At 66.2% G+C, this 22,473-nt stretch carries 21 protein-coding genes; 14 read left to right on the top strand and 7 right to left on the bottom strand.

All coding sequences use genetic code 11. The features are described 5' to 3' along the window. The first annotated feature begins 71 nt into the window (after positions 1-71). From mca to MYCSM_RS24475, 4 genes are read left to right on the top strand one after another with little or no spacing between them, the layout of a single operon-like run. Positions 72-938, top strand: a complete 867-nt coding sequence (gene mca / locus MYCSM_RS24490) for a mycothiol conjugate amidase Mca (RefSeq protein WP_041314861.1) — start codon at positions 72-74, stop codon at positions 936-938. Beyond that, the gene (locus MYCSM_RS24485; protein WP_015308861.1) at positions 935-1,171 is read left to right on the top strand and encodes a hypothetical protein; all 237 of its coding nucleotides are present in this window, start codon (positions 935-937) and stop codon (positions 1,169-1,171) included. The genes mca and MYCSM_RS24485 overlap by 4 nt, the downstream gene beginning before the upstream one ends. Continuing rightward, entirely contained in the window at positions 1,155-3,140 is a 1,986-nt protein-coding gene (locus MYCSM_RS24480; RefSeq protein ID WP_015308860.1) for a thioredoxin domain-containing protein, read from the top strand. The genes MYCSM_RS24485 and MYCSM_RS24480 overlap by 17 nt, the downstream gene beginning before the upstream one ends. Before the next feature lie 10 nt (positions 3,141-3,150). After that, complete coding sequence (locus MYCSM_RS24475) at positions 3,151-3,522, top strand: nuclear transport factor 2 family protein (protein ID WP_015308859.1); 372 nt, start codon at positions 3,151-3,153, stop codon at positions 3,520-3,522. 75 nt (positions 3,523-3,597) lie between these two features. On the opposite strand, the gene trhA is transcribed toward MYCSM_RS24475, so the two are convergent. Then, positions 3,598-4,335 carry a PAQR family membrane homeostasis protein TrhA gene (gene trhA / locus MYCSM_RS24470; RefSeq protein WP_051073809.1) on the bottom strand — a complete coding sequence of 246 codons (738 nt, stop codon included), beginning with the start codon at positions 4,333-4,335 and terminating at the stop codon, positions 3,598-3,600. Between the two features lie 55 nt (positions 4,336-4,390). Here trhA and MYCSM_RS24465 point away from each other — a divergent pair, with 55 nt between their 5' ends. From MYCSM_RS24465 to MYCSM_RS24450, 4 genes are all read left to right on the top strand, one after another. Further along, entirely contained in the window at positions 4,391-5,188 is a 798-nt protein-coding gene (locus MYCSM_RS24465; RefSeq protein ID WP_015308857.1) for a (2Z,6E)-farnesyl diphosphate synthase, read from the top strand. A gap of 40 nt (positions 5,189-5,228) precedes the next feature. Continuing rightward, entirely contained in the window at positions 5,229-6,578 is a 1,350-nt protein-coding gene (locus tag MYCSM_RS24460; protein ID WP_015308856.1) for a hypothetical protein, read from the top strand. Between the two features lie 134 nt (positions 6,579-6,712). Beyond that, positions 6,713-7,120 carry a hypothetical protein gene (locus MYCSM_RS24455; RefSeq protein WP_015308855.1) on the top strand — a complete coding sequence of 136 codons (408 nt, stop codon included), beginning with the start codon at positions 6,713-6,715 and terminating at the stop codon, positions 7,118-7,120. An 88-nt stretch (positions 7,121-7,208) separates the two neighbouring features. Next, positions 7,209-7,616: a hypothetical protein gene (locus MYCSM_RS24450; RefSeq protein ID WP_015308854.1), complete on the top strand. Its 408-nt coding sequence runs from the start codon at positions 7,209-7,211 to the stop codon at positions 7,614-7,616. Between the two features lie 73 nt (positions 7,617-7,689). On the opposite strand, the gene coaA is transcribed toward MYCSM_RS24450, so the two are convergent. Then, positions 7,690-8,628 (bottom strand): type I pantothenate kinase, encoded by a 939-nt coding sequence (coaA, locus tag MYCSM_RS24445; protein WP_015308853.1) that lies wholly within the window; start codon positions 8,626-8,628, stop codon positions 7,690-7,692. Positions 8,629-8,664: 36 nt separating this feature from the next. Between coaA and MYCSM_RS24440 the strand changes: the two genes are divergently transcribed. The 6 genes from MYCSM_RS24440 to MYCSM_RS24415 all read left to right on the top strand — a co-directional run bounded on the left by MYCSM_RS24440 (position 8,665) and on the right by MYCSM_RS24415 (position 15,092). Continuing rightward, positions 8,665-9,873 carry a hypothetical protein gene (locus MYCSM_RS24440; RefSeq protein ID WP_015308852.1) on the top strand — a complete coding sequence of 403 codons (1,209 nt, stop codon included), beginning with the start codon at positions 8,665-8,667 and terminating at the stop codon, positions 9,871-9,873. 116 nt (positions 9,874-9,989) lie between these two features. Beyond that, complete coding sequence (locus MYCSM_RS24435) at positions 9,990-11,456, top strand: glycine hydroxymethyltransferase (RefSeq protein WP_015308851.1); 1,467 nt, start codon at positions 9,990-9,992, stop codon at positions 11,454-11,456. Positions 11,457-11,523: 67 nt separating this feature from the next. Beyond that, the gene (locus MYCSM_RS24430) at positions 11,524-12,345 is read left to right on the top strand and encodes an acyl-ACP desaturase (RefSeq protein ID WP_015308850.1); all 822 of its coding nucleotides are present in this window, start codon (positions 11,524-11,526) and stop codon (positions 12,343-12,345) included. Positions 12,346-12,528: 183 nt separating this feature from the next. Then, on the top strand, positions 12,529-13,893 hold the full coding sequence (locus MYCSM_RS24425; RefSeq protein ID WP_232425655.1) for a PhoH family protein: 1,365 nt from the start codon (positions 12,529-12,531) through the stop codon (positions 13,891-13,893). 75 nt (positions 13,894-13,968) lie between these two features. Next, entirely contained in the window at positions 13,969-14,850 is an 882-nt protein-coding gene (locus MYCSM_RS24420; protein WP_015308848.1) for a polysaccharide deacetylase family protein, read from the top strand. 11 nt (positions 14,851-14,861) lie between these two features. Continuing rightward, on the top strand, positions 14,862-15,092 hold the full coding sequence (locus tag MYCSM_RS24415) for a hypothetical protein (protein ID WP_041312628.1): 231 nt from the start codon (positions 14,862-14,864) through the stop codon (positions 15,090-15,092). Here the strand turns inward: MYCSM_RS24415 and MYCSM_RS24410 are convergent. From MYCSM_RS24410 to MYCSM_RS35340, 5 genes are all read right to left on the bottom strand, one after another. Next, the gene (locus MYCSM_RS24410; RefSeq protein ID WP_015308847.1) at positions 15,056-16,891 is read right to left on the bottom strand and encodes a metallophosphoesterase family protein; all 1,836 of its coding nucleotides are present in this window, start codon (positions 16,889-16,891) and stop codon (positions 15,056-15,058) included. The genes MYCSM_RS24415 and MYCSM_RS24410 overlap by 37 nt on opposite strands. A gap of 95 nt (positions 16,892-16,986) precedes the next feature. Further along, on the bottom strand, positions 16,987-17,196 hold the full coding sequence (locus MYCSM_RS24405) for a hypothetical protein (RefSeq protein ID WP_015308846.1): 210 nt from the start codon (positions 17,194-17,196) through the stop codon (positions 16,987-16,989). A 106-nt stretch (positions 17,197-17,302) separates the two neighbouring features. Then, on the bottom strand, positions 17,303-20,014 hold the full coding sequence (locus MYCSM_RS24400) for a helix-turn-helix transcriptional regulator (protein ID WP_015308845.1): 2,712 nt from the start codon (positions 20,012-20,014) through the stop codon (positions 17,303-17,305). 134 nt (positions 20,015-20,148) lie between these two features. Further along, the gene (locus tag MYCSM_RS35345) at positions 20,149-21,234 is read right to left on the bottom strand and encodes a LuxR family transcriptional regulator (RefSeq protein WP_051073808.1); all 1,086 of its coding nucleotides are present in this window, start codon (positions 21,232-21,234) and stop codon (positions 20,149-20,151) included. Next, entirely contained in the window at positions 21,204-22,442 is a 1,239-nt protein-coding gene (locus tag MYCSM_RS35340; protein WP_051073807.1) for a tetratricopeptide repeat protein, read from the bottom strand. Before MYCSM_RS35340 ends, MYCSM_RS35345 begins: the two co-directional genes overlap by 31 nt. Between the last annotated feature and the right edge of the window lie 31 nt (positions 22,443-22,473).

Below are 22,473 nucleotides of genomic sequence, written 5' to 3'. Positions count from 1 at the left end.
TGCTGGAACTATAGGGGCACCGACGATGGTTGAACCGTCTCGGAATGTCTGCACAGGTGAGAGAGAACAGGTTGAGCGAGCTGCGGTTGATGGCGGTGCACGCCCACCCGGACGACGAGTCCAGCAAGGGTGCCGCGACGATGGCGCGGTACGCCGATGAGGGCGTGCGCGTGATGGTGGTGACGCTCACCGGTGGCGAACGCGGGGACATCCTCAATCCCGCGATGGACCTGCCCGACGTGCACGGCCGGATGGCCGAGATCCGCCGCGACGAGATGGCCAAGGCCGCCGAGATCCTCGGGGTCGAGCACCACTGGCTGGGCTTCGTCGACTCCGGCCTTCCTGAGGGCGACCCACCACCCCCGCTGCCCGACGGCTGCCTCGGCCTGGTGCCACTGGAGGAACCCGTCGAGGAACTGGTGCGCGTCATCCGCAAGTTCAAGCCGCACGTGATGACGACGTACGACGAGAACGGTGGCTACCCGCATCCGGATCACATTCGCACCCATCAGGTTTCGGTGGCCGCCTACGAGGCTGCTGGTGACTACCTGCGCTTCCCCGATGCAGGCGAGCCCTGGAATGTGCTCAAGCTGTACTACAACCACGGTTTTCTGCGGAAGCGCATGCAGCTGCTGCAGGACGAGTTCGCCAAACACGGCCAGGAGGGCCCGTTCGCCAAGTGGCTCGAACAGTGGGACGCCGACCACGACATCTTCGACAAGCGGGTGACGACGCGAATCGAGTGCGCGAAGTACTTCCCGCAGCGCGACGACGCACTGCGCGCCCACGCCACCCAGATCGATCCCAACAGCTTCTTCTTCGCCACCCCGATGGAATGGCAGCAAAGGCTTTGGCCCACTGAAGAATTCGAGCTTGCCCGATCGCGGGTGTCGGTGTCGTTGCCAGAAACCGACCTGTTCGCGGGCATCGACACATGAACGACACGCTGATGCTCGCGATCGGCTTGCTTGCCGATGATGCGCCCCGCAACACCGGCCCGGACTTTGGCAAGGCCAGCCCGTTCGGCCTCGTCATCATCGTGCTGTTGTTGATCGGCACGTTCGCGTTGGTGTGGTCGATGAATCGGCACCTGCGCAAGCTGCCCAAGTCCTTTGACTCCGAGCCGGACCAACCGCTCGACGAGGACCACAAGAGTGAGCCCGGCGGGTAACACCCTTTCGGAGGCGACCAGCCCCTACCTACGCCAGCACGCCGACAACCCGGTGCACTGGCAGCAGTGGACGCCCCAGGCACTGGCCGAGGCGGCCGAGCGCGACGTGCCGATCCTGCTGTCGGTCGGGTATGCGGCCTGTCACTGGTGTCACGTGATGGCCCACGAATCGTTCGAGGACGACCAGGTCGCCGCGGCGATGAACGAGGGTTTCGTCAACATCAAAGTCGACCGCGAGGAGCGGCCCGACCTCGACGCGGTCTACATGAACGCGACCGTCGCGCTGACCGGGCAGGGCGGCTGGCCGATGACGTGCTTCCTCACGCCGGACGGCAGGCCGTTCTTCTGCGGGACGTATTATCCGAAGCCGAACTTCTTGCAGCTGTTGGCCGCTGTCACTGAGACCTGGCGCAGCAGGCGCTCTGAGGTCGAGCAGGCCTCCGACCGGATCGCGGGTGAGCTGCGATCGATGGCCTCAGGCTTGCCCGGCGGAGGGCCGCCGGTGCAGCCGGCGCTGTGCGACCACGCCGTCGCCGCAGCGCTGCGGGACGAGGACATCGAGCGCGGTGGCTTTGGCGGTGCGCCGAAATTCCCGCCGTCGGTGCTACTGGAAGCGCTGCTGCGCAATCACGAACGCACCGGCGACATCATGCCGATGGAGACGGTGGAGCGGACCTGCACAGCGATGGCGCGGGGCGGAATCTACGACCAGTTGGCCGGCGGGTTCGCCCGCTACAGCGTTGACGCGTCGTGGGTGGTGCCGCATTTCGAGAAGATGCTGTACGACAATGCGCTGCTGCTTCGGGTGTATGCGCACTGGGCCCGGCGCAGCGGTAACCCGTTGGCGCGCAGGGTTGCCCAGCAGACTGCCCGCTTCGTCATCGATGACCTGAGCGTCGGTGGCATGTTCACCTCGTCGCTGGACGCCGACGCTGACGGCGAAGAAGGCTTGACCTACGTCTGGACGCCTGCACAGCTGCGCGACGTGCTGGGTGACGACGACGGGCGTTGGGCTGCAACGCTTTTCACTGTGACCGAGGCAGGCACCTTCGAGCAGGGCAGCTCGGTGCTGCAGCTGCCGGCCGATCCGAACGACGCGCTTAGGTTCGAGCGGGTCCGCGGGAAGCTGCTGACCGCGCGGCTGACCCGGCCGCAGCCCGGCCGCGACGACAAGGTCGTCACTGCTTGGAATGGGCTGGCGATCACTGCCCTCGCCGAGGCGAGTGTGGCGTTGGGCCGCCGTGGGTTGCTTGGCGCGGCAACGCAATGCGCGCAGTCGATCCTCGATTTGCACCTCGTCGACGGCCGGCTGCGGCGTGCCAGCCTCGGCGGTCGGGTCGGCGACAGCGCCGCGATCCTCGAAGACCACGCGACCCTGGCGACCGGGCTGTTGACGCTGTATCAGCTGACGGGCGATGCGTCCTGGCTGGAGTCGGCCACCGGGCTGCTCGACGTCGCGCTCGACCATTTCGCCAACCCCGAGCGGGACGGCCGTTGGTTCGACACCGCTGACGACGCCGAGCAGCTGATGGTCCGGCCGGCCGACCCGCTGGACGGCGCCACCCCGTCGGGCGCCTCGTCAATCGCGGAGGCGCTGCAGCTGGCCACTCACCTGGCACCTCACCCGGAGCGTTACGCCGCCGCCGCCGAAGCCACCTTGGCCAGCGCGACGCCGATCCTGGCCCGGCTGGCCCGCTCGGGCGGACATTGGCTTGCAGTTGCCGAAGCCGCAGTGCGCGGGCCGATTCAGATCGCGGTGTCCTGCGATCCGCAGCATTCGCAATTGCTCTCTGCCGCACGCGAATTGGCGCCTGGGGGAGCGGTTGTCGTCGGTGGGCCGGTGGATTCCTCGGAGCTTCTGCTTGACCGCGGCAGGGTCAACGGCGCCGATGCCGCGTACGTTTGTCGCGGTCGGATGTGCGATCTGCCTGTCACCACTATCGCCGAATTGACGGCCGCGCTGAGGTAGCGTCTCGGCCATGCCGAGCGCCGAAGACATCACCCAGACCGTCACCCGCTACCTCGATTTCGTCTCGAGGGGGCAGCCCGATGAGGTCGCCTCGCTCTACGCAGACGACGCCACCGTCGAGGACCCCGTTGGCGGCGAGGTGCACATCGGCCGCCAAGCGATCCGCGGTTTCTACGGCGCGATCGAGAACGTCAAGGCCGAGACTGAGGTATTGACCCTGCGCGCGATCGGCAACGAGGCGGCGTTTCATTGGACACTGTCGCTCGACTTCGGCGGCAACGGGATGCGCATCGACATCATCAGCACGATGACGTTCGATGAGGACAGCAAGATCTCATCGATGAAGGCCTACTGGAGCCAGGACAACGTCACGACCTTCTAGCGCGAGCGACCCCAAAATGCCACCTTTCGGCGGCGTGTCGTGTACAAACACGGCCGCTCGAGCGGAAAGGGTGACCTAGAAGACGGCGAACCACATCGCGATGTAGTGGCAGATCGCCGCGACCGCGGTACAGGCGTGGAAGAACTCGTGGTGCCCGAATGTCGTCGGCCACGGGTTGGGCCACTTCAGCGCATAGAGAACGCCACCGATCGAATACAGCGCACCGCCGACGATCAACAACACCAGCGCGGCGACGCCTGCGCCGTCCATGATCGGTCCGACGAACCACGCCGCGACCCAGCCGAGCAGGATGTACAGCGGCACACCGACCCAGCGCGGCGCGGACGGCCAGAACATCTTGAGCAGCACGCCCGCGATCGCGCCGCCCCACACGATCCAGAACAGCACCCAGCCCTTTTCCGACGGCAACGCCAGTAGGGCGAACGGCGTGTAGCTGCCCGCGATGAAGATGAAGATCATCGAGTGATCCGCGCGCTTCATCCACTTGCGCGCATCCACCGAGCGCCAGGTCACCCGGTGGTAGGTGCCGCTGACGGCGAACATGGCCACGATCGTGAAGGTGTAGAGCAGCGTGGCCAGGCCGGCGCGCGTCGACTCCACGGCCCACGACACCGACACCAGCGCGGCGCCGGCGATGAACGCGACGACGGCGCCATAGACGTGGATCCAGCCGCGCAGCCGTGGCTTGCCGAGGAACTGGGCGACGCCATCGGCAACGGCTTCGGGCAAGTCCTCGGCGTATACGCGCGGCGGCTGTTGCTGGGCCTCGTCGGCGGTGTCGATCTGGGCCATGTCACCTCCATCAATGCCATGGGGGTCTTCGACCGAAACAGTAGTCTGGATCCTCGTGGACATCATTCCTCCTCGTCTCAAGGAACCGATGTACCGCCTCTACGAGATGCGGCTGCGTCAGGGGTTGGCGTCCTCGAAAACTGAACTGCCCCGCCACATCGCGGTGCTGTGTGACGGTAACCGACGATGGGCACGTGATGCTGGTCACGCTGACGTGAGCTACGGCTACCGAATGGGTGCCCGCAAGATCGCCGAGATGCTGCGCTGGTGTCAGGAAGCCGGCATCGAGATGGCCACGGTCTATCTGCTGTCCACCGAGAACCTGCAGCGTGACCCGGGTGAGCTGGCGTCGCTCATCGGGATCATCACCGACGTCACCGAGGAGATCTGCGCCCCTGCCAATCGATGGAGTGTCCGTACGGTCGGCGACCTCGAGCTGATCGGGGAGGAGCCGGCGCGACGGCTGCGCGAGGCCGTCGAGTCGACGCAGTCGGAAGCGGCTGCCGGGGTATTCCATGTCAACCTCGCTGTCGGCTACGGCGGGCGCCAGGAGATTGTCGATGCGGTTCGGGCGCTACTCGGCAAGCAGCTGGCCGACGGCGCTAGCGGCGAGCGGTTGATCGAGGCCGTCACCGCCGACGCGATCTCGGAGAACCTCTACACCTCGGGACAACCGGACCCCGATCTGGTGATCCGCACATCGGGGGAGCAGCGGCTGTCCGGCTTCCTGCTGTGGCAGAGCGCGTACTCGGAGATGTGGTTCACCGAGGCGTACTGGCCGGAGTTCCGGCGGGTCGACTTCCTCCGGGCGCTGCGTGACTACACCGCGCGCCATCGCCGGTACGGCCTGTAATCGGCTCGGCCGATCTGGCATGTGATGCCACACTTGAGCCATGGCTGCGTGGTCAGCGGTGGTGTTCTCGCTCAGCTGGTGGTTGGGCCTCTATCTGCTGGCCCGTGACCCACGCAAGCCCGTGCTGGTCCTCGCCGCGATCGGGTTGACCAGTTTCGCATCAGTGGTGGCGCTCGATGCGGTCCGCGTTGTCAGCGGGTCCGACGTGCTGAGCAGCATCGAGGTCTACCTCGTCGTCGTGCCTGGCGTCGCGTGGTTCGCGGTATTGCTCGAAATGTCGCGGCCGAGTGACACCTGGCGCAGTCGGGTAGGCGAAATCGCGCTTGTGGCCGGTGTCGGCGCTGTCGCGCTGTTCGGCGCCGTGCTGGCAGGCAACGTCGACGGCCCGGTGCGGCTGGGTCACTGGGTGATGTTCGCGGCGATCTCGTCGTCCACGCTGGGCGCGATGATCATCGTGGTGATGCAGCGCTCGCCCCGACGTGTCACACGGTTCGTTGTGATCGGCACGCTGTTCTTCGCGCTCGCCAACGCGATCGTCGTCATCCCGCTGGGTTTGGTCCCGAGCTGGATTGCGTTGGCGTCCACGGGGTTCGACGTCGGGGTGCTCGGCTTGGCCGTCGCGATGTGGGACGCGTTCGACGAGGGGCAGGCGTTGCGGGCCGATATGCTGCGGTCGTTCGCGGCGACAGCCGTGGTGGCGCTGTTGTTCGGCGGGCAGCTGTTGATCGGCCTTGCGGTATCGGGGCAGCAGACGGCGTTGACGGTGCTGCTGTTCACCAGCCTGGGCATCGCAATCGCGATCAACGTGCTCGCCGATCCGTTGGCCGGGCTGCTCGACCGTGTCGCGTTCTCCCGCTCGCCCGACCTCCGGGCCGACCGCGCCGCGTTGCGGCGCACCGAAGCGGCGTTGCCGCTACGGTCGGCCAACCCGCTCGACGGTGTCGATGACGACACCTTCGTCCGCCTCACCCGCCGCGCGCTCGGCCACTACGGCGATCTGTCCAAGCTCGTCGCCAGTCCGCTGACAGCGCTGCCGATCATCGATGAGCGGCTGGCCGCCCGCGGCGCGCCCGATGCACCGTTGGAGCGAGCCAACGAACTCAAGGCCCTGCTGGCCGATCACATCGCACGGCTCAAGCCCCGCGACGGCGGCGACTTCGGCACTACCGAGCAATGGCGGCATTACAACTCGCTGTACTTCCCGTATGTCGTCGGGGTGCGCGCCTACGCGCAGAACGCCACCGCCTCGGGACTGGACCCGGTTGCCCGGCAGGCGTGGCAGTGGTTCGTCACCGAGGTGCCGCAGCGGTCGCTGCACAATTGGCAGAACGCCGCGGCCCGGCTGATCGCCGCGGATCTGCGCGGAAATCTCGTCGCTGCCCAAGATTGAGTCGTTGCCCAGCCCTGATTGGTCACCTCCTCCTCGGGCTCGTTCCTCGCCCGCATCGTCGCTGACCTGCGGCTGGCAGTAACTGGCAGCGTCCGGCGTCGATCTGGCAGTGGATTCTGAGCAATCTCAGAACCATGACCGCAATCAGCACCCGCCCGGTCCGGGAAAGTACCGACTCGCTATTACGTTTTGCCCTTCGCGCCGACGCCACCCTGTGTGCCGGCCTTGGGCTGCTCGTCGCGATGGCGGCCGATCCGCTGTCGCGGCCGTCCGGTCTGTCGTCGACGTCGGAGTGGATCGGCGGCGCGGCCTTGGTGGTCTACGGCGCTGCGATCTACCTGGCCGCCGGCCTGCCCGACGTCCGACGCGTCGGCGTCGGTGTGCTGGCCGGAAACGTCGCCTTCGCGATCCTCGTCACCGTAGTCCTCGTCGCCGGGTGGCTACCGCTGACCGAACTCGGAGTCGCCGCGACGGTCGCATTCACCGTCGCGACCCTCGCCTTCGCCTCCGCCCAATACCTCGGAGTGCGTCGTCTCGCGTGATTCCCACATGACTGGTCCGGAGCCGCCGCCGTAAGAGGTTGCGGCGTCGGCTCCGGAACGGTACTCACCCAACAAGAAAGGAAGTTTCATGACCGCCATCAGCACACCGAAACTCGCGCAATCCAGCGACTCGTTCCTGCGCTTCGCCCTTCGAACCGACGCGACCTGCAGCGGACTGATGGGTATCGCAGGCCTCGCGCTGGCCGGCTGGATCTCGGAGACATCAGGCATTACAAAGGCATTCGAGTACTCCGTGAGCGCACTCTTCGTCGCCTTCGCTGTGGGCGTGTTTCTCCTGGCCGCGAGGCCGTCGGTCAGGCAGGCGGGCATTGTGATCGCCGCGGGCAACGTGCTCTACACGGTCGCAAGCATCGTCTTCGTGCTGGCGGACGTCTTCCCGCTGACCACCACAGGTGTGGTGTCGACCTTGGCCGTCGGTGTCTACACCCTGATCATGGCCGAACTGCAATACCAGGGCTGGCGCCGCGCCAAGTAGTCGTCCAGCGGCCACTTATGGCACGGTTTCTCCCGAAACGCGTGTCATAAGTGGCCATTCGACGTGTTCGGGTCTACAGCTTGCGCAGCCGCAGCCGGTTGATCGCGTGGTCGGCGTCCTTGCGCAACACCAGCGTCGCGCGGGGGCGCGTCGGCAGGATGTTCTCAATCAGGTTGGGCCGGTTGATCGAATGCCAGATATCGCGGGCCGCGAACACCGCGGCTTCATCGGTCAACGTGGCGTAGTGGTGGAAGTGCGATGCCGGATCGGCGAACGCCGTCGTCCGCAGGCCGAGGAACCGGTTGATATACCAATGCTCGATATCCTCGATGCGGGCATCGACGTACACCGAGAAGTCGAACAGATCCGACACCATCAGCGCCGGGCCCGTCTGTAATACATTGAGGCCCTCGAGAATCAGGATCTCCGGGTGTTTGATGATCTGCTTTTCGCCAGGCACGATGTCGTAGAGCAGATGCGAATACACCGGCGCGCAGACCTTGTCGGCACCCGACTTGACGGCCGTGACGAACCGCATCAGCGCGCGCCGGTCGTAGCTCTCAGGAAAACCCTTGCGGTGCATCAGGTTTCGTCGGGTCAGCTCGGCATTCGGATATAGGAAGCCGTCGGTGGTGACCAGGTCGACCTGCGGGTGGTTCCCGAAGCGGGCCAGAAGAGCTTGCAGCACACGGGCAGTCGTCGACTTGCCGACCGCGACGCTGCCGGCCACACCAATGACGAACGGCACCGGCCGGTCCGGATTCTGCTGCGGCTCACCAAGGAACTCAGACGTAGCGGCGAACAACCGCTGGCGCGCCGCGACCTGAAGGTGGATCAACCGAGCCAGCGGCAGGTAGACCTCTTCGACCTCCAGCAGATCCAGCTTCTCGCCGAGACCCCGCAGCTGCAGCACCTCGTCTTCCGTCAACTTCATCGGCGTCGACATGCGCAGGGCGCGCCATTGACTCCGGTCGAACTCCACATAGGGGCTCGGCTCGCTCAGCCGCGGCATGGGCTCAGTCTTGCATTTACGGTTGAGGCCATGAATATGGGCCCGGGCGCCGGCGCTTCATCTCCCTTAGTCCGTGAGTATCTGCTGCTCGGTTTGCGCTTCGACCGGATCGAGCACGGCTACGTCGACTCCTTCACCGGCGACCCCGCCCTGCGTCAACAGGTACAGAACGAGCCGGTCCCGGACCCCGCTGACCTGGCCGTTCAGGCCGAGCGATTGCTGGCCGAAATCCCCGATGGTCTCGAACCGGCCCGCGCTGACTACGTCGCGGCCCACCTGCGGGCGCTGGCCTGCGCGGGCAAGAAATTCGCGGGCCAGGACGTCGGCTTCGTCGACGAGGTTGCCGCCTACTTCGACGTGCGCATCACCAAGGGTGATCCCGAGCGCTACGAGCAGGCCCACCGCAAGCTCGACGACGCGCTACCGGGCAACGGATCGCTCGCCGAACGCATGCAGAACTACCGCGCGTCCGAAGAGATCCCGCCGGCCCGGCTCGAGGAAGCCATCCACGCGTTCTCCAGCGCGCTGCGTGACCGGGTGCGCGCCGAATACCCCTTGCCCGACACCGAGACCATCACCTACGAGGTGGTCACCGACAAGCCATGGTCGGGGTTCAACTACTACCTCGGCGACTACCGCTCCACCGTCGCCGTCAACGCCGACCTCAAGCAGCAGATGTCCAACCTGCCGCGGCTGGTCGCGCACGAGTCCTATCCGGGCCACCACACCGAGCACTGCCGCAAGGAAGCGGGCCTCGTCGAGGGCAAGGGCCAGGCCGAGCAGACGATCTTCCTGGTCAACACGCCGCAATGCCTGATGGCCGAGGGGCTGGCCGACCTGGCGCTGCACGCCGCGATCGGACCGAACTGGGGCGGCTGGGCCAGCGACATATACGCGGATCTGGGGCTGCGGTTCGACGGCGAGCGCGCGGAGGGCGTGTCGGAAGCCTCGGCAGCGCTGGCCGACGTGCGCCAGGACGCCGCGCTGATGCTGCACGACGAGCACCGCGACGTCGACGACGTCGTCGCCTTCCTCGAGCGCTGGCTGCTGGTCAACGACGAGCGCGCCCGGCAAATGCTGCGCTTCCTGTCCTCGCCGCTGTGGCGCGCCTACACCAGCACCTATGTCGAGGGCTACCGGTTGCTCCGCGGCTGGCTGGACGCCAGGCCCGACGGGATCAGCCTCACCGAGCGCTTCGGCCGACTGCTAGACGAGCCGCTGATTCCGTCGGCGCTGCGGGCATGACAGCCACGTTGCGTGACGCCATGGCGGAAAATCGGCCTGAACTTCGCCACCGCCTCACGTAAACCGCGGTAGACCATGAGCCTTCAGTCGATTCTGCGGGACGTAGGCTGAACCGCATGACCGCTGACTCGACCGCGACCACCACCACCGCTGCTCCCGGTGCCGAGTACGCCGATACCGCAAGCGCCGCTTACCGCTCGATCCTGCAGATCATCGAGTCCGTCGAGCCGCGCATCGCGGCGGCCACACGCAAAGAGCTTGCCGACCAACGGGATTCGCTCAAACTGATCGCCAGCGAGAACTACGCCTCACCGGCGGCGTTGCTCACCATGGGCAGCTGGCTGTCCGACAAGTACGCAGAAGGCACCATCGGGCACCGGTTCTACGCCGGCTGCCAGAACGTCGACACCGTCGAAACCGTGGCCGCCGAACACGCCCGCGAACTGTTCGGCTCGCCCTATGCCTATGTGCAGCCGCACTCGGGCATCGACGCCAACCTCGTTGCGTACTGGGCGATCCTGGCCACCCGCATAGAAGGTCCCGGACTAGCGGCGCTCAATGCGAAGAACGTCAACGATCTCGCCGAGGCGGACTGGCAGGAGCTGCGCGCCAAACTAGGCAACCAGCGGCTGATGGGCATGTCGCTCGACGCGGGCGGCCATTTGACCCACGGCTTCCGGCCGAACATCTCCGGCAAGATGTTCCACCAGCGCAGCTACGGCACCGACCCGAACACCGAGCTGCTCGACTACGACGCGCTCGCGAAGGCCGCGCGCGAATTCAAGCCGCTGATCCTGGTCGGCGGATACTCGGCCTACCCGCGGCGGGTCAACTTCGCCAAGCTGCGTGAGATCGCCGACGAGGTGGGCGCCACCCTGATGGTCGACATGGCGCACTTCGCAGGCCTCGTCGCGGGCAAGGTGTTCACCGGCGACGAGGACCCGGTGCCGCACGCCCACGTCACCACCACCACGACGCACAAGTCGCTGCGCGGGCCGCGCGGCGGGCTGGTGCTGGCGACTGCCGAATACTCCGACGCTGTGGACAAGGGTTGCCCAATGGTGTTGGGCGGGCCGCTTTCTCACGTGATGGCGGCCAAGGCCGTCGCGCTGGCCGAGGCCCGTCAACCAGCGTTCCAGGCCTACGCGCAGCGGGTGGCAGACAACGCCAAGGCGCTCGCCGATGGCTTCTTGAAGCGTGGCGCGCGACTGGTCACCGGCGGCACCGACAACCACATCGTGCTGCTCGACGTGACATCGTTCGGGCTGACCGGTCGCCAGGCCGAGTCCGCGCTGCTGGACTCCGGTGTCGTCACCAACCGCAACTCGATCCCGGCCGACCCCAACGGCGCCTGGTACACCAGCGGCATTCGGTTGGGCACCCCGGCGTTGACTACCCGCGGCTTCGGGGCCGACGACTTCGACCGCGTCGCCGAGCTGATGGTCGACGTGCTGTCCAACACGCAGCCGGAGGGAACGTCGAAAGCGAAGTACCAGCTGGCGGACGGCACCGCCGAGCGGGTGCACGCCGGCGCTACGGAACTGCTGGCGGCCAACCCGCTGTACCCCGGCCTGACGCTGTAGTTCGGCGCGCGCGAGCCACGGCCACCCGATTTCAGAAAACATGTGAATTCGGGTTACAGTTACTTTTATGGCACAGAAACCTGTACCTAATGCGCTGATACTCGAGCTCGAGCCGGTCGTGCAGAAGGAACTGCGGCGCCACATCGACTCCGAGGACCTCTGGTACGCCCACGACTACGTGCCGTTCGAGCAGGGCGAGAACTTCGCCTTCCTCGGCGGCCGCGACTGGGATCCATCGCAGGTCACCCTGCCCAAGGTCGTCACCGATGCCCTCGAGATCCTGCTGATCACCAAGGACAACCTCGCCGGCTATCACCGCGAGTTCGTGTTCAGCTTCATCCTCGAGGAGAAGTGGGGCCGCTGGATCGGCCGCTGGACCGCCGAGGAGCACCTGCACGCGATCGCGCTGCGCAACTATCTCGTCGTCACCCGCGAGATCGACCCTGCCGCCAACGAAGACGTGCGCGTCGAGCACGTGATGAAGGGCTATCGCGCCGACACCTACAGCCAGATCGAGCGGCTGGTGTTCATGGCGTTCTTCGAGCGCGAGCACGCCGTGTTCTGCCGCAACCTCGAGGCGCAGATCGCCGAGCCGGTGCTGAAGGGGTTGGTCGGCCGGATCGTCCGCGACGAGGAGCGGCACGAGGAGTTCTTCGGCAACCTCGTCGGGCACTGCCTTGGCTACCGTCGCGAGGAGACGATCGAGGCGATCGCCCGGCGCGCAGCCGAACTCGACGTCGTCGGCGGCGACATCGACGCGTACAAGGACAAGATTGCGCACATGGCCGACGCCGGCATCTTCGGACCGGAGCAACTGCGCCAGGTGGTCGCCGACCGCATCACCGCGTGGGGCGTCGCCGATGAGCCGTCACTGAAGCAGTTCCTCTGACCCAGGGTTAGCCACGGAGCCGCTCCGGCCGGCGACCTCGGACACGGCGCGCCTGCACGGCGCGAAGCGAGAAGCGGGAGTAGCGTCGTTTCTCGATGGCTAGCGACATGCTCTGCTATCCGGGCGGTACCGATCGTTATCACGAGAGGACCGGCCCCGGTCCTGGTACCGCAGCGTCCGCCGATGTGTGTTCGTGCGGGGTCGCATGAACTCCCTCGCCTCGAGGAGCGCTACGTGACCAAAACTGCCGTCCGGACCTATGTGCTCGACACCTCCGTGCTGCTGTCCGATCCCTGGGCCGCAACGAGGTTTGCCGAACATGAAGTCGTGGTCCCGTTGGTGGTCATCAGCGAGCTGGAAGCCAAGCGGCATCACCATGAGCTTGGCTGGTTCGCCCGGCAGGCACTGCGGATGTTCGACGATCTGCGGCTCGAGCACGGACGGCTGGATCAGCCGATTCCTGTTGGGACGCAGGGCGGAACGCTGCACGTCGAGCTGAACCACAGCGATCCGAATGTGCTGCCCGCTGGCTTCCGTAACGAGAGCAATGACGCGCGGATCCTGACGGTCGCGGCCAACCTCGCCGCGGAGGGTAAGCGAGTCACGTTGGTCAGCAAGGACATTCCGCTGCGGGTGAAGGCGGGCGCGGTCGGCCTGGCCGCCGATGAGTATCACGCGCAGGACGTCATCACGTCCGGCTGGACGGGAATGGACGAGATCGAGCTGTCGGCCGACGACATCGACAAGCTGTACGCAGACGGCGAGATCGATCTGGAAGCGGCGCGTAACCTCCCGTGCCACACCGGAGTCCGACTGCTTGGCGGCACCTCGCACGCGTTGGGGCGGGTCAATCCGGAGAAGCGGGTGCAGCTGGTGCGTGGCGATCGCGAGGTGTTCGGGTTGCGCGGGCGCTCGGCCGAACAGCGGGTGGCACTGGATCTTCTGCAAGACGAGTCGATCGGCATCGTGTCGCTCGGCGGCAAGGCGGGCACCGGCAAGTCTGCGCTCGCGCTGTGCGCGGGGCTGGAGGCCGTGCTGGAACGTCGCACCCAGCGCAAGGTCGTCGTGTTCCGGCCGCTGTACGCGGTCGGCGGACAGGAGCTCGGCTACCTGCCCGGCAGCGAGAGCGAAAAGATGGGCCCGTGGGCGCAGGCCGTCTTCGACACGCTCGAAGGTCTGGCGAGCCCCGCGGTACTGGAAGAGGTGCTCTCCCGCGGCATGCTCGAAGTGCTGCCGCTGACACACATCCGCGGCCGCTCGTTGCACGATTCATTCGTGATCGTCGACGAGGCGCAGTCCCTTGAGCGCAACGTATTGCTGACCGTGCTGTCGCGGCTCGGCGCCGGATCGCGAGTGGTGCTCACTCACGATGTCGCGCAGCGCGACAATCTGCGGGTGGGCCGCCACGACGGTGTGGCCGCGGTGATCGAGAAGCTCAAGGGCCATCCGCTGTTCGCGCACATCACGCTGCTACGCAGCGAACGCTCACCGATCGCGGCGCTGGTCACCGAGATGCTCGAGGAGATCAGCCCCGGCGCCCTGCCCTGACCGCGATTTCGGCGCGCCTACAGGACGCTGAGCGGGCGTAAGCGCGCCGAAGCCGCAACTCGGTAAACTCGCGGCGTGCCGAAGCGACCCGACAGTCAGCGCTGGCGCTACGCCAGGACCGTGCTTGGCGTTGGCGCGGCCGCTGCGGTGCTGATCATCGGCGGGCTCACCGGGCACGTCCGTAAGGCCAGCGCCGAGGACGTCGACTGCTCGAAAGAGAAGTGCGTGGCGCTGACCTTCGACGACGGGCCAAGCCCGTACACCGACCGGCTGCTACAGATCCTCAAGGACAACGACGCGCGCTCGACGTTCTTCCTGATCGGCAACAAGGTTGCGGCCAACCCCGCGGGTGCCAAGCGCGTCGCCGACGCCGGCATGGAGGTAGGCAACCACACGTGGGAACACCCGAACATGACGACCATCCCGCCCGAGGACATTCCGAGCCAGATCTCGAAGGCCAACGACGCGATCCAGGCCGCAACTGGCCAAAAGCCACGGCTCCTTCGCACCGCGGGCGGGCTGATCAATGACAATGTCTTGGCGGCCGCCAAGCAGCAGGGGATGGCCGACATCAATTGGGACGTCATCCCTTTCGACTGGGCCAACGACTCCAACACCGGCGCCACCCGCTACATGCTGATGACGCAGATCAAGCCTGGCTCGGTGGTGTTGTTCCACGACACCTACTCCAGCACAGTCGATCTGGTCTATCAGTTCGTCCCCGTCCTGAAGCGCAACGGCTACCACCTGGTGACCGTCAGTCAGCTCGTCGGCCCGCGTGAGCCGGGCACCAGCTACGGCAGCCGGGAAAACGGCCCGCCGGTCAACGATCTGACCGACATCCCGCCGGCCGAAATCCCGACGCTGCCGAATACACCGTCGCCCAAACCGATGCCGAACTTCCCGATCACCGACATCGCGGGTGCCAATTCCGGCGGCGCCAACAACGGCGCCTAGTAAGGGCAACCGTGCGCGCCGACAACGCGTTCGTGGGGTGGCGCGATGCCGATTGGCGGGTGGTGAGTTTCGCCGCCGGCCCGCTGTTCGTGGTGCGATTGCCCGCGGTGTCCATCGCCCAGGTCGGCACCGACTCGCCCGCCCGCAGCAGGCTGTTCACCGTATGGCTCGGGCCACGCGGCATCGGCACCCTGGTCGCACAGCCTCAGGGCACCGCTCTGGATTCGGCTCTTGCCCGCTGAGTCGCCGCAGCCGACGGCGCAAGAATCCTGAATTCCGGTTCGATAAGCCGTGTTTCGATGCTGCCGCCAGACGGCTTGAGCCACGCCGCCTCGGCCGAGGTGTTTCCAGCGTCGTAGTCCCACTTCTTGCAGACGTTGTCTATTCCGATCGGATAGACGGTCACTGCCTCCTTCGTGACGTGGATGCGCAGAAAGTTCTTGTAGCCGGAGTAGCGGAACGACGAGAACGCCTCCGTGCTGTTCCAACCGAAGAGGGTGAACACCACGAACAGGAATGTCGCGAAGATCAATGAGCCGACAATGCCGCCAGCCAGACCGATCAACAGCGTGCACAGCAGTAGCCGCCAACCTGTCAGTGTCTCGCTTTGAAAGGCCTGCACGCAAACCATCGCGATCGCGGCCTGCGCAGCAACGTGGGCAGCGGTCTGAGTAACCCCGGCGAGCCCTCTGTACATTCGGGACTTCCCAACGTTCACGCGTTTCGGCACGATGTAAAACGCGGAAAGTATTGCGGCGACGGCGAATACGATGGCCAGCGTCGTCACACCCATCGCGCTTACGAGGAAGTCCTGGAAGCCAAACGGCTCCCGCTTGATGTCGAGGGTGATCTCGTTGTTCTGCTGCCCGAGCCGCGACACACTGGAAACGAACAACAGCACGTACATGATCGCCGGTATGAGCATGAACCACGGGTTGCGCAATCCAAGGGAGAAGATGTGACCGTTGAGCCGGCGCGACTGGCCAAGGCTGGGATAGCGGCATGCCAGATTGAAGGGTTCGGTGTCATCGGTCGCGGGATTGTCGTCGCCGATGGGCCTCGGCACATTCGCGGGGTCGGCTAGCTTCTGCGTCGTCGAGAGGAACGCCCCGCCGCCGCCGGCGGTAACCCTCATTCGGGGTCCCTCCGGGCCAACGTCTTTCGCTGCTTCATAGCGCGCGTAGTGGTGCTTGTCGCCAGACAGCATCAGGATTGTGCGTACGCCGGGAGGCACCATGGTCCGTTCCACAAACGCGAGGTTGCGGTACGCGTCTTTGGCGTCGCGAACGTCGGTCCAACTCGGTTTTGCGGTGCACAGGATCAGCGCGTCATCCGGGGTCATCTGGGTGGCAGCTGTCTTGAAGTACTTGATCTGCAGGGCGTCGACGTAGTTGTCGCTCTGAATGTCGATGCCCCACAGCCAAAATGGTCCGGGCAGGTCGACGGCGAAGTAGCTACGGCTCTGCTCCAGCTCGCGGCCGCCGATCCAGTCGGCCTGCGCGAACAGCCTCATGAATCCCGTGAGGCCGTCGTACCAGTCGTGATTGCCCGGAATCGCCAGCATGCGCGCATGCTTCTCCTGCGGGCGTGACGAATCAGGTTCCGTCCACGGCAGAGCGGCAAGGTATGGCCCGCTGAACCTATCTTCGTATTCCTTGGGGGTGGCGTACGGGTATACCTCGTCGCCGCCGAAGACGATCAGCTGTGCGCGGGGCAGCTTGCGGTCGAGTCCGATTGGCGCGATCTCGCGCTGCGAGGCACACCACGCCACGGAATAGGTCTGATTGAATCCGTCTGCGGTGTCGGCGATGAAGTCGATCCATACGTCGTCCGACCCTGCACCTGCGCGCAGCACGCGGGATTCCAGAGTGCTTTGCATTTCCCGCTTGTCGAGATAGTCGCCGAAGGCTGCCGACAGCACGACCTTGGCTGCCGCGCGCGCCAACGTTGGCGGACTGAACCATCGCACAGCCTTGCGCCGGGCGAACCCGAGTTCGTTGTCGCTGGTTGGTCGCGGTCGCGGTTGAATGGCCGATGTCATGTCGCCTCCCCGAAGTGCGACCATATCGTTTGAAACCGCAAAAGATGACCGCATTGGGCACCGGGCCGCAGGCCCGGCGACGCGACGGCTGACGGCTAGCGGCGCCGGCCGCCCCGCATGAGGAACCAACCCGCGGCGGCTGCGCCGCTCAGTGCGACCACCCGGTCGGCGCGGTCGGCCTTGGGCAGATCCAGTAGCGAGACCAGGCCCAGCATCGCGAAGCCGGTGCGTAACGCGGGTTGGCTGGTCGCCGTGGTCACCAGGGTCGCCGGGCCGCGGGTGGCCGGGTCCAGGGTTACGGTCAACGTTCCTCCTGCTGAATGAGAATTCCAACTCAGGCTGGGCTCGACGCTAATTCGGTCAAGAGTGTTGAGAAATAGGGTGTTTCCCTATATCTGATTTCTGACCCGGCTAGCGCTTACCCATGTGACGGCCGAGTTCAGCTCGTGACTTGATGCCCAGCTTGCGGTAGATCCGCGCCAGGTTCGCCTCGACGGTCTTCGGGCTGATGAACAGGGCGGTCGCAACGTCGCGGTTCTTCATCCCCGAGGCGGCGAGCTCGGCGATGCGTTGTTCCGATGGGGTGAGCTGCCCGGTCTGCCGGGGGCCGACGTTCGCGCGGGCGAGTTCGGTGCGGGCACGGTCGGCCCACAGCGGGATGTGCAGCCGCTCGAAGATCTCCAGCGCTTCGTGCAGGCTGGCCGAGGCGGCTTCCTTCCTGCGTTGCCGGCGTTGTAATTGACCCAACAGCAACAACGTTCGGCCGCGCTCGAACGGCATCGGCAGCCGGTTGTGCTGGGTGATCGCGTCCGCGGCGGCTGCGGCGGCGGCATCGATGTCACCGCCGGCGGCCAGCAGCATGCTCCTGCCGCGGGCGCCCGCGGCCAGCATCCACGCGCGGTCCAGCCGCTGCCCGTTGCGCTCGAGGGCCTCGATCAGCGGCTCCGCCTCGGTGTCCCGCCCGATCTGGATCAGCGCCTCGATGGCATCTGCCAGAAATGCGCCAGAGGGCAGCTCGGTCGAGGTCGACTTCGGATCGAACTTGGCGATCAGGGGCTGAAGCGTCGCGACCGCTGCTTCGTAATTGCCGAGCGAGACATCGAGGAAACCAAGGGCGGCAACCACCCTATCCGTCAAGCGAACTGCGCCCGTTCGCCCGCCGGTCTCCAGCGCCGCTGCGGCCGCCTCTCGCGCGTCGGCTTCACGGCCCGCATACGTGGCAAGCTTCGCTCGCAGGCTGTACGCCACGAACAGCGGCGTGTCACCGCCCAGTTGGCGGGCTCGCTCCATGGCGTCCTCGGCGACCAGTTCGGCCTCGACGAACTGACCGCGCCAGATGCTGCTCAGCACCACGTGCTGGGAGATGAAGATCAGCTCGCCCTCTTCACCCGTCTCAGCGCAGCGCCGCCTGACCCCTTCGAGCACCTGATGAGCTTCGTCGAGCCGGCCGGTCCACTCCAGCAGCAGTGCGCGCTGAACCGACGGCCGAAACACCAAGGGCGTGAAGATCTCCGGGTCCTCCAGCTCCGCGGCCCGACGAAGCTCGTCTTCGTCGAACCCGCCGCCACCGAGGAACCGCAGGATCACCCGCATGCCGAGCGCCAGACCGAGCAGATGCCCCTGGCCGAGACGCTCGGCCTGGGCCACGGCCTGCTCGGCCATCTGCACGCTCGCGCGCGGCTCGTTGGCTTGAAGCAGGGCGTAGGCCAACGTGATCAGAATCTGCACGCGCAGCGGGCTGTCGGGGTTGACCTCACTGAGCGCTCGCTGCAGCAGCGTCGCGGCCTCGACGAACCCGTCGCCGTATAGCCGCACGACGGCGAGTCGGCTCAACGCCTCTGCGCGCAGATCGCCTGGCTCGAGCCGTTCGACGGTGTCTTCGAGGACGGCGCGCGCCCGCTCTTGGTCACCTGCGTCGAAATGGTTTAGGGCAGAACGGAGTCGACGTTCGGGGGTATCACCTCCGAGACCGATCGCCAGGTCCATCAGCTCGGCGGCTGCCGCGGGTGCACCGCGAACGCGTGCGGCTTCGGCCGCCTTGTCGAGCGCGCGTAACGTGATCTGGTCGCCGCTGGTGGCGGCCAGCGCAAGATGCCGTGCCCGTAGCTCGGGTTCGTCAACGATGTCGGCCAGTCGGCGATGCATCGTTCGACGCCGGCTGGGCTCGGCTTCGGTGTACACACCCCTGGCCAGTAGGGGGTGGGCGAATTGGATCCTGTTGCCGTCGATCGCGATGATGCCCTTGGTTTCTGCACTCTCGAGAAGCCCGATCAACCGGTCGTCTTCGCCGATCGTCGCGCTCGACACCTGCTCCACCGTCGGCGAAGGCATGCAGGACGCCGCAAGCAGCGCATCGTGGACGTCGGGGTGCAGGCCGGACAGCCTGGTCCGCACGACATCGGCCAATGTACGCGGCAGCGTGGTCTCGACACCAGGTGCGCGTTCGGCGATGGCCCGCGCCAATTCGATTGCGTAGAAGGGGTTTCCGCCAGACAGCTGATGAATCCGGCCCATCGTCGGGCGCGAGAACGGTCGGCGCAGCCGCGCCGACACCGCCTCGTGCAAGTCATGGATACCCAAGGGATTCAAGCGAACTCGGCTCACTGCGTCGGGACGCGGCAGCTGTAACCAGGCGGCGCCACTGCCGTCTCCATTGGTGCGCACGCTGCCGAGGATGCCGACGGGCCCGGCGAGCCGGCGCGCTGCGAACGCCACCACGTGCATGCTGGACGGGTCGATCCATTGCATGTCGTCGATCGCCAACAGCAGCGCGCCGTCGTCGATCAGGTATCCGAGGACCGACAGGAACGCCGCGGCCACTGCGCGTTGATCGGTGGCCGTTCCGTCCTCGGCGCGCATCAGCACCTGGTCGACCGCGTCTCGCTGCGGTTCGGGCAGTTCGGCCCACGCTGATGCGGGCACACCGTCCAGCAGGTCGGCCAGCGCCGTATAGGCCAGTACGGATTCGGCCGCCGCCGCGCGGGCCGACAACACCCGGAATCCGGAGTCGTGCGCCAGCTCCGTGGTCTCCAGCCACAGGGTGGTCTTGCCGATTCCGGGTTCACCCTCGATCAGCAATGCCGACGGCTCTGCCATCGCAGATGACAAGAACCGATTGATCATCGGGCTTTCCGTTGGACGGCTCTGCACCCCTGCTCCCCGCACAGCTAAAACAATTCCAGCTAACGGCCATCCGGTCCGCTTTTTCAGTCAACTAGGCAGAATTACCGCAGCTGGCAACATTCCCGCCAGTATGGTTACCCGTTGTGCCGGATCGTATGCGCATGCCGGCCGAGTTCGGCGCGCGATCGGATGCCCAGCTTGCGGTACACCCGCGCGAGGGTGGCCTCGACGGTCTTCGCGCTGATGAAGAGCGCGGCCGCCACGTCGCGGTTCGTCATCCCCGACTCCGCGAGTTCAGCAACGCGTTGTTCTGCAGGTGTCAGAACTTCCTGCGGCGGCCCGGCTCTAGGCCGGGTGCCAGCAAGCTCGGCGCGAGCACGGTCGGCCCAGAGCGGGGTGCCGAGTTGCTCGAACACCGCCAGCGCCTCTCGTAGCACGGTTGTGGCCTCGGAGCGATCGCGGCGCAACAGTTGGCCGAGCAGCAACTGCGTCCGTGCCCGCTCGAACGGCATCGGCAGTCGGTCGTGCTCGGTGAGCGCGTCGAGTGCGCTCTGCACCGCGGCGGCCACGTCACCGCGGGCGGCCAGCACCATCGCGCGTCCGCGGGCGCCGACCGCCCGCATCCACGCTCGGTCGAGACGGCGACCATTGCACTCGAGCGCGTCGACAAGGGGTGCGGCCTCATCTGCGCGGCCCAAGGCGGTCAACGCCTCCACCACGTCGGGCACGAACGCCGCCGCGTTGATCTCGGTGGAGGTCGGCACGTATCTGGACAGCAGCGGCTGCAGCGAGTCCACAGCGTCTGCGTGATTGCCGACTGATACCTCCAGAAACCCAACCGCGGTGCGCGTCCAATCCTGGTGCCACGCGGCACCGGTGCGCTTGCAGGCGTCGATCGCATCCGCGACAGCCAGCCGAGCATCGTCTTCAGCGCCGGCGTACACGGCGAGCCATGCCTGCAGGACAAGGCTCAACATGGTCGGGAATTCGGCGTCGAGTTGTCGCGCCAGCGCCGTCACGTCAGCGGCCAGTCGGTTGGCTGCGGCGAAGTCCCCCCGCCAAATCCGGTTCACCACAACATAGAAGTCGACGAAGATCAGTTCGCCTTCCTCGCCCTTGTCGGTGCAGCGGCGCTCGATTGCCTGCATCCGGTCGTACGACGTATCGAGGTCACCGGTACACGCCAGTATCAGCGCATGCTCGACGCTGGGCCGAAGCATGATGGGCGTGAACGCGTCGTGGTCCTCCAGTTCGAGTGCTCGTTGCAGGCTCTGTTCGTCATCCCGCCACCGACGAAGAATTGAATTGTCGCCCGTGCCCCGAGGGCCTCGCTGAGCAGACCGGGGACAGCGACACGTTCGGCGAGCGACACGGCCTCTTCTGCACGGCGCCAAGCGGTTTCGGGTTCGCCTGTCATGTACAGCGCGTACGCCAACGTGGTCGCCATGCGAACCTGCACGGGGTCATCGGGGGCGTCCTCGTCCAGCGCCCGGCGCAGTAATTCGGACGCCTCGAGGTAGCCGTCATCGATCAATCGCACGACGGCCAACGCATACAGTGCCTGCGCACGGACCGGTCCTGGTTGCATGCCCGTGATCGCTCGTTCCAGCAGGGTCCGGGCACGTCCCGGGTCTCCGGCGTCGAAACAATGCACTGCCAACCGGATTCGCCGTTCCGGGGTGTCGCCGCCGAGTCCGATGGCCAGCTCGAGCAGCTCGGCCGCCGCCGCTGGCGCGCCGCGAGCATGAGCGGACGCGGCCGCGTCGTCCAGCGCTGCGAAGGTTTCGGCATCGCCGGTGGTCGAGCCCATTGCCAAGTGCCGTGCGCGAAGTTCCACCTCGTCGACGACTCCGGCGAGGCGGCGATGCATCAGTCGACGCTGCGTCGATGAGGCATCGGCGTACACGCCGCTGGCCAGCAGGGGATGGGTGAACCTGATCCGGTTTCCTTCGATGGCGATGATGCCGTGGCGTTCCGACCTTTCCAGGAGTTCGATCAGCCGGTCATGGTCGACGGCAGAAGCTTCGCCGACCAGCTCGACCGTCGGCGCCGCAAGACAAGCGGCGGCGAGCAGCACCTCTTGCACCGCGGGGTCCAGGCCGCCGATCCTCGCCCGCACCAATTCGGCCAGGGTGCTTGGCAGCATCTCGCCGGCGTTCGCGATAAAGGCGCGCGCCAATTCGATGGCGTAGAACGGGTTTCCGGCCGAGACCTGATGCATCCTCGCCATGACGGCCCGTGGTACTGGCCGGCCCAGCTCGTGTTTGACAACGCTTTCCAGCGCCTGTGATGACAACGGGTGCAACGTGATTCGGCGTACGGCGGCCTCACCGTCGACCACCAGCGCCGACGGCCTGTTCTCCGCGACAGCCAGGAACTCGCCGAGAGCCTGTTCCTCGGCGGGGCGACTGGCCATGCCCACGGTCATTTCCGCAGAATGACAGCAACCGCTGGCGACC

Source organism: Mycobacterium sp. JS623 (assembly GCF_000328565.1).
GTDB lineage: Bacteria > Actinomycetota > Actinomycetes > Mycobacteriales > Mycobacteriaceae > Mycobacterium.
Note: the sequence above shows the minus strand (reverse complement) of the source record. Positions and strands in the feature narration are given on the sequence as shown.